The organism is uncultured Campylobacter sp. (genome assembly GCF_938018145.1).
In the GTDB taxonomy this organism is placed as follows: Bacteria; Campylobacterota; Campylobacteria; order Campylobacterales; family Campylobacteraceae; genus Campylobacter_A.
In genome coordinates this window covers 1-9975 of record NZ_CALIII010000129.1, presented here as the reverse complement: position 1 = coordinate 9975, position 9975 = coordinate 1, and the positions used below count along the sequence as shown (strand labels likewise).

General features: G+C 45.3%; 11 protein-coding genes. 8 read left to right on the top strand and 3 right to left on the bottom strand.

Features of this window, described 5'->3' with window-relative positions; translation table 11 throughout:
• The 8 genes from Q0338_RS02910 to Q0338_RS02875 form a co-directional block, all read left to right on the top strand.
• On the top strand, window positions 1–483 hold a 483-nt coding region (locus tag Q0338_RS02910), incomplete at its 5' end, for a GNAT family N-acetyltransferase (protein WP_298085452.1).
• Window positions 480–683, top strand: coding sequence for a heavy-metal-associated domain-containing protein (locus Q0338_RS02905; protein ID WP_002949769.1), 204 nt, complete (start codon window positions 480–482; stop codon window positions 681–683). The genes Q0338_RS02910 and Q0338_RS02905, both read left to right, overlap by 4 nt.
• Entirely contained in the window at window positions 683–2842 is a 2160-nt protein-coding gene (locus Q0338_RS02900; RefSeq protein WP_298085451.1) for a cation-translocating P-type ATPase, read from the top strand. Before Q0338_RS02905 ends, Q0338_RS02900 begins: the two co-directional genes overlap by 1 nt.
• A gap of 50 nt (window positions 2843–2892) precedes the next feature.
• Entirely contained in the window at window positions 2893–3450 is a 558-nt protein-coding gene (locus Q0338_RS02895; protein ID WP_298085450.1) for a hypothetical protein, read from the top strand.
• Window positions 3447–4262 (top strand): prolipoprotein diacylglyceryl transferase, encoded by an 816-nt coding sequence (lgt, locus tag Q0338_RS02890; RefSeq protein WP_298085449.1) that lies wholly within the window; start codon window positions 3447–3449, stop codon window positions 4260–4262. Before Q0338_RS02895 ends, lgt begins: the two co-directional genes overlap by 4 nt.
• 105 nt (window positions 4263–4367) lie before the next feature.
• Window positions 4368–5066: a fumarate reductase cytochrome b subunit gene (locus Q0338_RS02885; RefSeq protein ID WP_298085448.1), complete on the top strand. Its 699-nt coding sequence runs from the start codon at window positions 4368–4370 to the stop codon at window positions 5064–5066.
• 18 nt (window positions 5067–5084) lie between these two features.
• Window positions 5085–7103 carry a fumarate reductase flavoprotein subunit gene (locus Q0338_RS02880; protein WP_298085447.1) on the top strand — a complete coding sequence of 673 codons (2019 nt, stop codon included), beginning with the start codon at window positions 5085–5087 and terminating at the stop codon, window positions 7101–7103.
• On the top strand, window positions 7096–7815 hold the full coding sequence (locus Q0338_RS02875) for a fumarate reductase iron-sulfur subunit (RefSeq protein WP_002953066.1): 720 nt from the start codon (window positions 7096–7098) through the stop codon (window positions 7813–7815). Before Q0338_RS02880 ends, Q0338_RS02875 begins: the two co-directional genes overlap by 8 nt.
• A 636-nt stretch (window positions 7816–8451) precedes the next feature.
• Here Q0338_RS02875 and Q0338_RS02870 read toward each other — a convergent pair.
• The 3 genes from Q0338_RS02870 to Q0338_RS02860 form a co-directional block, all read right to left on the bottom strand.
• A complete protein-coding gene (locus Q0338_RS02870) occupies window positions 8452–8730 on the bottom strand; it encodes a type II toxin-antitoxin system RelE/ParE family toxin (protein ID WP_298085446.1) in 279 nt (92 codons plus the stop codon).
• Entirely contained in the window at window positions 8724–9023 is a 300-nt protein-coding gene (locus Q0338_RS02865) for a hypothetical protein (protein WP_002953070.1), read from the bottom strand. The genes Q0338_RS02870 and Q0338_RS02865 overlap by 7 nt, the downstream gene beginning before the upstream one ends.
• 527 nt (window positions 9024–9550) lie before the next feature.
• Window positions 9551–9856 carry a hypothetical protein gene (locus Q0338_RS02860; RefSeq protein ID WP_298085445.1) on the bottom strand — a complete coding sequence of 102 codons (306 nt, stop codon included), beginning with the start codon at window positions 9854–9856 and terminating at the stop codon, window positions 9551–9553.
• Window positions 9857–9975: the final 119 nt, after the last annotated feature.

Genomic DNA, 9975 nt, shown 5'->3' with positions numbered 1-9975 from the left:
GCTTTTACGCTTAGCGGCGTGAGCGACCCCGTTAAGAGCGATGAAATTTTGCATAAATTTTTCCGCAGCGAGATAAACCGCCTAAGCTACAACAACGTTTTTGTTTGCAAATTTGACGGCGAGATCGCGGGGGCGATTTGCGCTTACGACGGAGGCGAGATTGAAACGCTAGACGAGCCTATCAGGACGCATTTGCGAGAGCTTGGTTTAAATAAATTTCCGCAGACGGAGTGCTTCGCGGACGAGCTATATATAGATAGTCTTGCCGTGGACGAGAGATTTCGCGGACGAGGCATCGCAAAAGAGCTGATCAAATTTATCTTTACTCTAGCGTCAAAACGAAATATCAAAAAAGTAGCCCTCATCGTCGATGAAAAAAAGCCTAAAACTATGGCTTTTTACGAGCGTTTGGGCTTTGAGACCGACTGCGAAATGATCATAAATTCTCACAAATACTACCATATGATAAAGGAGATAAAATGACTAAATTTAAGGTTGCTAATATCCACTGCGAAAACTGCGCAAATACCATAAAAAACGCTCTTGAGGACGAATACGGCGAGATAAAGGTCGATCTTGGCGTAGAACCAAGGGTCGTGAGCGTAAATTTAGACGGCAAGGACGAGGCGAAATTTAAAGAGGAGCTGGATGATTTGGGATTTAGCGTCATAGAGAAAATTTGATGCAAAATATCAAACTAAACATCGCGGGCATGACCTGCGTAAACTGCTCAAACGCCATCGAGCGCGTAACTAAAAAGATCGCGGGCGTGCTAGACGCCAAGGTCAGCTTCGCAAACGGCTCGGGCGAATTTATCATAGAAAACGCCGAAGTACAAGCCGCGATAGAGGAAAAAATAAAAAAACTAGGCTACGGCGTGGCAAAGGATTTGGCGGAATTTGAAGCCAAACGCGAGAAACATATCTTAAATTTACGCCGAAATTTCCTAGCTGCGGCGGCTTTTAGCGCGGTGATCATGGCGCTTGAGATGAGCGAGCAGCCAAGCGCGGCAAAATCAGCCATCATGCTGGCGCTTGCCTTTATCACGATAGCTACGTGCGGGCGGGACTTTTTTATCCATGCTTACGGCGCGTTAAAAAATAAAAACTTCGACATGAACGTACTCGTCGCGCTGGGAACAAGCACGGCGTTTGCGTATTCGCTGGGGGTTTTTATCGCGGGCGAGCACCTACCCGAAAACATGCGCCACCTCTACGTTTCTGGCGCGTCGATGATAACGGCTTTCGTGCTGCTGGGTAAATTTTTAGAAGAGCGCTCAAAAGCTCGCGCAGGCGATTATATAAAATCGCTCATGGATATGTCGCCAAAGACCGCTCTTGTACTACAAAAAGACGGCAGCGCGCTGGAAGTGGATGCCGTGAGCCTAAAAATAGGCGACGTCGCGGTCGTAAAGAGCGGCTACGCGGTGCCTTGCGACGGAGTCGTGATAAACGGCGGCGCAGAGATCGATACCTCGATGCTAACGGGCGAGAGCCTGCCCGTCTATAAAAAACAAGGCGACGAGGTCAATGCCGGAACGATAAATTTAAACGGCTACATCAACGTAAAGGTTACAAAGCTCGCTAATCAAACGCTTTTGTCGCAAATTTTAGAGCTTTTAAGCGACGCGTCGAGCAAAAAGATGCCTATCAGCCGCTTTGCCGACCGCGTGGCAAATATCTTCGTGCCTAGCGTGATAGCTATCGCCGTCGTTACGTTTTTTGCGTGGTTTGCGCTTACGGGAAATGCGCTACAAGGCGTGCTAAGCGCGGTTTGCGTGCTCATTATCTCGTGTCCTTGCGCGCTGGGGCTTGCTACCCCGATAGCTATCGTCTCCTCGCTATCTCTAGGCGCTAAAAACGGAATCCTGATCAAAAATCCAGAAGTTTTAGAGATTCTTGGCGGCGTGAAATACGCGGTATTTGACAAAACCGGAACGCTAACCAAGGGCGAAATTTCGGTAAATTTTACCGATATAAACGATGAAAATTTAGCCAAAATCGCCGCTCTAGAGGCTAAAAGCTCGCACCCGATATCGGCTGCGATCGTTAGATACGCAAATGAGCTGGGGCTTAAAATTTTAGGCGATGAAAAGGGTTTTGAAAATATCGCGGGACGCGGCGTAAAGAGCGACGATGATAGCGTGATAGCGGGCAACGAGGCATTTTTGAGCGAGCTTGGCGTAGAAATAAGCGCGCAGGCTAAAGAGCAAATCGCCAAAGCGCAAAACGAAGGAAACGGCGTGGTGCTCGCTGCCGTGGATAAAATTTACGTAGGATTTATCGCGCTTAGCGATACGATAAAAGAGGACGCCGCGCAGGCTATGCAAAGCCTAAAAGACATCGGTATAACGCCCGTGATGCTAACCGGAGATAACGCCTTCACCGCAAAAAACGTGGCTGGCAAGCTAGGCGTCGAAAAGGTCTTTGCCGGTATGCTGCCTAATGAAAAATTTGAAACCATAAAACGCCTGCAAGAAGAGGGTGCAGTGCTATTTGTCGGCGACGGTATCAACGACGCCGCACCGTTAAAGCAAGCAAATGTGGGTATCGCGATGAGTAGCGGCGCGGACATCGCAAAAGAAGCCGGCGACGTAGTGCTGGTAAAAAACGACCTAAAAAGCGCGGTAGCTACGATAAATTTAGCCAACGAGACGATGAAAACGATAAAGCAAAATTTGTTTTGGGCGTTTGTTTATAACGCCGTTTGTATCCCGGTTGCGGCCGGGGTTTTGGCGCCTCTAGGACTCATGCTAACGCCTGTTTACGGGGCTGCGGCGATGTGCTTTAGCTCGGTCACGGTCGTGTTAAATTCGATCAGATTACGATTTAAGCAAATCTAAAATTTAGCCTAAATTTTGTAAAATCCCGCAAAAAACAAAAAAGGAAAAAGATGAATTTGGGTAAATTTTACGCCGTGATCGCAAGGATATTTGCATTAAATTTCGCTCTGCCGCCGAGTGCAAAGCTTTTTAGCGAGCTAAATAAAAATCCGAAATGGATAATAACAAACGATAGCGAAGCAAACGCCAAGGGGCGCGAGCTATACGAGGAGTCGATAAAAACTGAGAATATCCTGGAGATCACAAAGGACTTTGCAAATTTGAAAAAATATTTTAACGCGGAGTTTTTTTTCGAGGGCGATAAGGCGCGCCTTGAAGGCTTTTATAAAAAGTGCAAATTTAGCCCAAATTTAAACGTCAGCGCGCTTGATAGCCTAACGAACGAGCTCTCGTTTTTCTCCTCCGTCGTCGAGCTAAAACAAGACGAACAGACGAAGGAAATTTTGGGCGTTTTGCTAAGCTCCTATCTACTACCCTACGCTAAAAAGCTAGCACCCGTCCTGCAAAACGAAGCGGGAAGTAAATTTTACCGCGCGATGGGCTATCTTTTTGAGGATTTTGCGAGCGGTATCGAAAATACGCTAAAAGTCAAAGTCGTACCTAGATGAGTTGGTGGAACGACTTTTATATAAATTTCGACCCGGTCGCGTTTGAGCTGTTTGGCATCAAGGTGCACTGGTACGGGATAATGTACGTCCTGGCGCTACTCGTGGCGCTCGGGGTGGCTAAATTTATCGTCAAGCGCGATAATATGCAAATCTCAAATTCGCTACTTGATAATTATTTCTTTTGGGTGGAAATCGGCGTGATACTGGGCGCGAGGCTCGGCTACATCGTCATTTACGATCCAAATACCGCTTATTATCTCACTCATCCTTGGCAGATTTTTAACCCCTTTCACAACGGTGAATTTGTAGGCATTCGCGGCATGAGCTATCACGGCGCTGTGGTCGGGTTTTTGATAGCGACGTGGGCCTTTTGCCGTAAATTTAAGCAAAATTTGTGGCAGCTTTTGGATCTCGTCGCACTTAGCATCCCGCTTGGATATTTTTTCGGTCGTATCGGAAATTTTTTAAACCAAGAGCTGTTCGGTCGTATCACGGACGTCTCATGGGCGATCAACGTCGCGGGACAGATGCGTCATCCATCGCAAATTTACGAAGCGGTTTTAGAAGGGCTTGCGGTTTTTGCTATCCTTTTTGTTTATAGAAAATTTAAAAAATTTGACGGCGAACTCATCGCTCTTTATGCCATACTTTATACCTTTGCCAGATTTGTTTGCGAGTTCTTTAGAGAGCCTGATTTCGGGATCGGCTTTGTATTTTTAAATTTATCTATGGGGCAAATACTATCCTTTTTAATGTTTGCGTGCGGCATTTTCCTTTATATTATCTTAAATAAAAAATATACAAAGTTTTAAAAGGTTTTTAAAGTAATTTACGATACTATTATGCCGTTTTTATAGTATCGTAATTTAATTTTCTTTTAAGTTATGATAACTTATCTCAATTTTATAGGAGGGCTCATGAGTGGGCTAATCGAGGGCTTCTTAGGTAGGCAAGCGGATACGAAAAAAAGTCGTACTCCTGCCGTTTGGGACAGATGGCAAAGTATAACGGGACTGATTTTGGCCTGTTTTATTTTGTGTCACATGGTATTTACCTCTACCATTTTATTCGGCAAGGGCGCATTTAACGCCGTTGTAGGTTTTGCGGAGGCTAAATTTTTATTCGGCGAGGCTACGTGGTGGATCACTAACGTTATAGCTGCTGTAATATTTGTCGTTTTTATCGCTCACGCATTTTTAGCGATGAGAAAATTCCCTGCAAACTACAGACAATACATCATGTTTAGAGGTCACAAAGACCGCATGAAGCACCTTGACACTACGCTTTGGTGGTTTCAGTTTTTGACCGGTTTTGCTCTATTTTTCGCAGCCAGCGCGCACTTAGTCGATATAATATTTGGCGGACATATCACTGCCGATAAATCAGCGGCCGCATTTCATCAACTAGAAATTTTCTACTTCGCTTTACTTTTATTTATGGTTGTTCACGCTAGCGTGGGAATGTACCGCCTATACGTAAAATGGATAAGTATCGACGGAGTAAACAAACAAGAGATGTTCGCAAAAAGAAATAAAGCCAAAACTGCGATATTTGCGGTTTTTGGAGTGCTCGCGGTCATCGCGCTGATCGCCGATTTCGTGTGGATCAGTCTTTAGGAAAAGGAGCTTTAAAAAATGAACGTAAAATATTATGACGCATTAGTTATCGGAGGCGGTCTAGCGGGTCTGCGAGCCGCCGTTGCCGCAGGAGAAAAAGGGCTAAGTACGGTAGTTTTAAGCCTAATCCCAGTTAAGCGCTCGCACTCTGCGGCTGCGCAAGGCGGCATGCAAGCCTCTTTGGGAAATTCAAAAATGAGCGAAGGCGACAACGAGGATGTGCACTTTGCAGACACCGTAAAAGGTAGCGACTGGGGCTGTGATCAGCAAGTTGCACGTATGTTTTGTCAAACCGCGCCTAAGGCGATCCGCGAGCTAGCTGCTTGGGGCGTGCCTTGGACTCGTATAACAAAAGGCGAGAGAAGCGCTATCATCAACGCTCAAAAAACGACTATCGTAGAAAAAGAAGAGGTCCACGGACTCATCCACTCTCGCGACTTTGGCGGAACTAAAAAATGGAGAACATGCTTTACGGCCGATGCCACCGGACACACTATGCTTTTTGCCGTAGCAAACGAAGCTCTAAAACATAACGTCGAAATCCACGACAGAAAAGAAGCTATCGCGCTAATCCACGCAAACAACCGCTGTTACGGCGCGATCGTTCGCGATCTAGTTAACGGCGAGATCACGGCATACGTCGCAAAAGGCACGCTAATCGCTACGGGCGGCTACGGAAGGGTTTATAAACACACCACAAACGCCGTAGTTTGCGAGGGTATCGGCGCGGCCATCGCTCTTGAGACTGGCGTAGCTCAGCTAGGAAATATGGAAGCGGTGCAGTTTCACCCGACTCCGATCGTTCCGAGCGGTATCTTGCTAACGGAAGGTTGCCGCGGCGACGGCGGAATTTTACGCGACGTGGACGGATATCGCTTTATGCCCGACTACGAGCCTGAGAAAAAAGAACTAGCTAGCCGCGACGTCGTAAGCCGCCGCATCATGGAGCATATCCGCGCAGGCAAAGGCGTACCTAGCCCATACGGATATCACGTTTGGCTAGATATCTCGATCCTAGGACGCGAGCATATCGAGAAAAACTTACGCGACGTTCAAGAAATTTGCGAAATCTTTAACGGCATCGATCCTGCCGACACCGAAGTGTATACCGACGAGAACGGACGACAGCGCGGTAAAGGCTGGGCGCCGATCCTACCTATGCAGCACTACTCTATGGGCGGCATAAAAACTAAGCCTACAGGCGAGAGCCCGACGCTAGCGGGTCTATTTAGCGCCGGCGAGGCTGCGTGCTGGGATATGCACGGATTTAACCGTCTAGGCGGCAACTCCGTTTCAGAAACTGTCGTCGCAGGCATGATCGTGGGCGATTATTTTGCTGACTACTGCAGTAAGCACGAGATCGAGATAAATACTAACGACATCGAAAAATTCGTTAAAAAAGAGGAAGACTATCTAAAAAGCCTTGTCGAAAAAGAGGGCAAATTTAACGTATTTGAGATCAAAAACAAGATGAAAGACATCATGTGGGAGCACGTGGCGATCTTTAGAACGGGCGAAGGTCTAGCCGTAGCGGTAAAAGAGCTAGAAGAGCTTTATAAACAATCTTTAGACGTCAAAGTCACAAACAAGGCGCTATTTGGCAACCCTGAGCTTGAGGAAGCCTACCGCGTACCAAAGATGCTAAAACTAGCCCTTTGTATCGCAAAAGGCGCGCTTGATCGCACCGAGAGCCGCGGAGCGCACTGCCGCGAGGACTATCCGAAACGCGACGACCTAAACTGGCTAAACAGAACTCTAACTAGCTGGAAAGAGGGCGATACGCTACCGACTATCGTGTATGAGCCGCTTGATATTATGAAAATGGAAATTCCGCCGGCATTCCGCGGATACGGAGCTAAGGGTAACATCATCGAGCACCCGGACAGCGCCGTACGCCAAGCGCAGGTCGATGAGATCCGCGCCAAAATGGAAGCCGAAGGCAAAGGCAGATACGAGATCCAAGAAGCGCTAATGCACTATGATCTTCAGCCTAAATATAAAGCACCAAACGAAAGAGCAGGAATAGGATATGAGTAGAAAAATAACCATAAAAGCATTTAAATATAATCCGTTAAGCAAAATTTCAAAGCCGCATTTCGCGACCTACGAGCTAGAAGAAACCGACGGCATGACGCTTTTTATAGCGTTAAATCAAATTCGCGAGAAATTTGACCCGGATCTTAGCTTTGACTTCGTTTGCCGCGCCGGTATCTGCGGTAGCTGCGGTATGCTAGTTAACGGTACGCCAAAGCTTGCTTGCCGTACGCTAACCAAAGACTATCCAAACGGCGTGATCGAGCTTATGCCTCTGCCGGTATTTAAGCTACTAAAAGACCTAAGCGTAGACACGGGCAACTGGATGAACGCGATGAGTAAGCGCGTGGAGAGCTGGATACACACCGACCACGAGACCGATATCTCTAAGCTTGAGGAAAAAGTCGAGCCTGAAGTAGCGCAAGAGGTATTTGAGCTTGACCGCTGCATCGAGTGCGGTATCTGCGTGGCTGCGTGCGGTACGGCTATCATGAGGCCTGATTTCATCGGTGCGGTCGGACTTAACCGCGTAGCTAGATTTAAAATCGACGCGCTTGATAAACGAACCGACGAGGACTTTTACGAGCTTATCGGCGATGATGACGGCGTGTTTGGCTGTATGACGCTGCTAGGCTGCGAGGATAACTGCCCTAAACACCTCCCGCTACAAAGCAGGATCGCGTATATGCGCAGAAAGATGGCTGTAATAAAGTAGCCAAGGGGTCGTGAGACCCCTTTTAAATTTAACTTCAAATTTTACTCTACTTTTTCTTAAATTTTATTGCCAAATTTATCTTTTAAATTGGATTAAATTTATTCAAATTTGATGATCTACGTTGTATGCGATTTTTGAAAAACATGTATATATAAAAACGTCAATTTTTACTTTAATAAAAATAGCATTTTTGGTCTCATCAGGCTTATTTTTAGAGGTATGATAAGGTAAAAATGTTTTAAAATTTGTATTTTAGTTGATTTTAAAATCTTGCAAAATGATAAATGGTGGAAGCAAGGTTGTTCGAAATTTTGCTTTAAATATCGTTTTTATCGTGTTTTGTTAAAAAATAAAGCCAATTTTTACACACTTAAAAACACAGTCGTAGCAGTTTACGAGGTTGTTAAAAAGTTTAAGCTAATCGGCGGTAAAAAATCGGTAATGAAAAGTTTGGTTTTTAATACAAAAACGAGGAAAAACCCTAAAATAGGCACTTTGTGATTTAAGCATTCGCCGTTTTTAACTTTCAAACGCTTAAACGGCTAAATTTTCTTAAGAATTGAGATGTTTCACGGCTTTTTTAGCTCGAAACTTAATTAAGGTTAAAATGTGAAACAAAAGCCGTTTTTATTCGTTTCACGCTTGCCACTCGTTGGCTTTGTAAATGCCTAAAACGTAAATAGCCTCGTCCTCTATTGCAAACGGTATTACATAGCTTTTAAAAATTAAATCCCTTATGCTCTCATCGTCAAAATTAATGGACTTGCGACAAATAAGAGGCGTTTGCGCCGTGCGTTCTATCTTTGCGATAAGCTCGTTTCTAAACTCTCGCGCCCTATTTAGGCTGTCTTTTGCGATAAAATCAAATATCGTCTTTAACTCGCGCTCAAATTTAGGCTTGTATTTTATTACCATTGCATAACCCGCGCTTTTAGCTCGTCGTGGCTTATCGTTTCAAACTCTCCGCGCCTGATAGCTTCAATGTCTGATAATATCTCGGTTTTGATAGCCTCTAGCTTTTTGCGCGCCTGAGCTTCATCTATTAGCCCTTTGCCTTGTAGAGCTTCATCGGCTCGAGCGTTTAGCTCTTTAGTGTAATCATCGCTTAGGCTTAGCTTCACGCCGTCAAATTTAGCTAGCGTGATTAGTATCTCTCTCGCCTTTTCTATGAAATCGGCGTTATCCGTTCGTATGGTTAGAGTTTGCATTTCCTAGCCTTTGTTTTAAAATCCTATGAGCCATTTTAACCGCTTAGGGCTTAGGGTTTTATTAGTGTTCGTTTTTTCGTTCGTCCGTATTAGCGAAATAGGATTTAATTGCGCTAAATTTAAGCGTTTTTACTGTGTTGTAGCGTTCGGTTTTTACTACTTCTACGAACTAATGTTACGCTCCGTCTTTTTACGCCTTTGGTAAAATTTGGCGAAAATATGGCATAATCTGCCCGTGAATAGGCGAAAGGGTTGAGCGAAAGTGAAATACCCCAGCTTCTTAGCAAAGCATTACCGCCCCGTTCGGCGCGTAGTTTTATGCTGCGTTGTTCGTCCGTGTGAGGGTTGGGCGGTCTCGCCGCCTATTTAGTAAAAGGTCTCTAAGAGAGCCGTCTTGGAGTAAAGTCTTAGCGTCGAACGTCTTAAGACTTCCTTGTAAAGCAAGCGAACGGTCAAAATCGATAACGACCCAGCATAGCCTGCCCGGGGTTTCCCTGTGTAGAGGAAGGTGGCTCTACTGCTTGCTTTTACTTCTTTTTGTATTCCCTATTAAACACGCTGTAAGCTTCTGCGTTCGCGAAGTCGTCACGGTCAAATATCGGGCTTTTGTCTCTAAACTTCATCAGCAAATTTAAATAAGCCTCTTTTGGGTTATCGCTCACTTCTAGCAAGGCTTTTAAATACTCGTCTTTGTAGCGTCCGAATGAAAAATCTTTGTAAATCGTCTTAGCGTCTAAATTTAGCGCATAAGCTACGGCGTGAGCCATAAGGCGCAAGTCGTCTTTAAAAAATCGCGATAGCTCGTAAAATAGATCTATGTCGTAAGTTTTCACGCGTCGCGCTTTATTATGATTTGCGTTAGGGCGTTGGTCGTGCCTTGCTCGCCTAAATCGTAATTTTTGCCTAGTATCGTTTCTTTGTTTCTAGCCGTTATTCTGCTATGTAGCTCAAT